The 253-nt window shown below is 61.7% G+C and carries 1 protein-coding gene; it reads right to left on the reverse strand.

Annotated elements, in window-relative coordinates; all coding sequences use genetic code 11:
- A partial coding sequence (locus tag HJG40_RS15625) for a MobA/MobL family protein (RefSeq protein ID WP_215862556.1) occupies positions 1 to 253 on the reverse strand: 253 nt, incomplete at both ends.

A 253-nucleotide genomic window follows, 5' to 3' on the forward strand; every position in this document is an offset into this window, starting at 1 on the left:
GCCGGATAGATCAAGAATACTCTGATCTACCGCCAGGTCTTGCCGCTCCAGCTCACCCGCTTCCTTGGCCAGCTTTAATCGTTCCGAAACTTCCTGCTCAAAATCCAGCCTTCGGCGGCTCGGTTGCCCGGTCCGCCGCTCATAACCACTGGCCGCTGGCCCCAGATGCCGGGTCGGTGCCCGATCCTGACCTTGCTCCGCCAGACTGCGGTGATCCACCTGGGCGGCTATGCCGTTTTCCTGTAATCGGGCG

Source organism: Acidithiobacillus concretivorus (assembly GCF_018853445.1).
In the GTDB taxonomy this organism is placed as follows: Bacteria; Pseudomonadota; Gammaproteobacteria; order Acidithiobacillales; family Acidithiobacillaceae; genus Acidithiobacillus; species Acidithiobacillus concretivorus.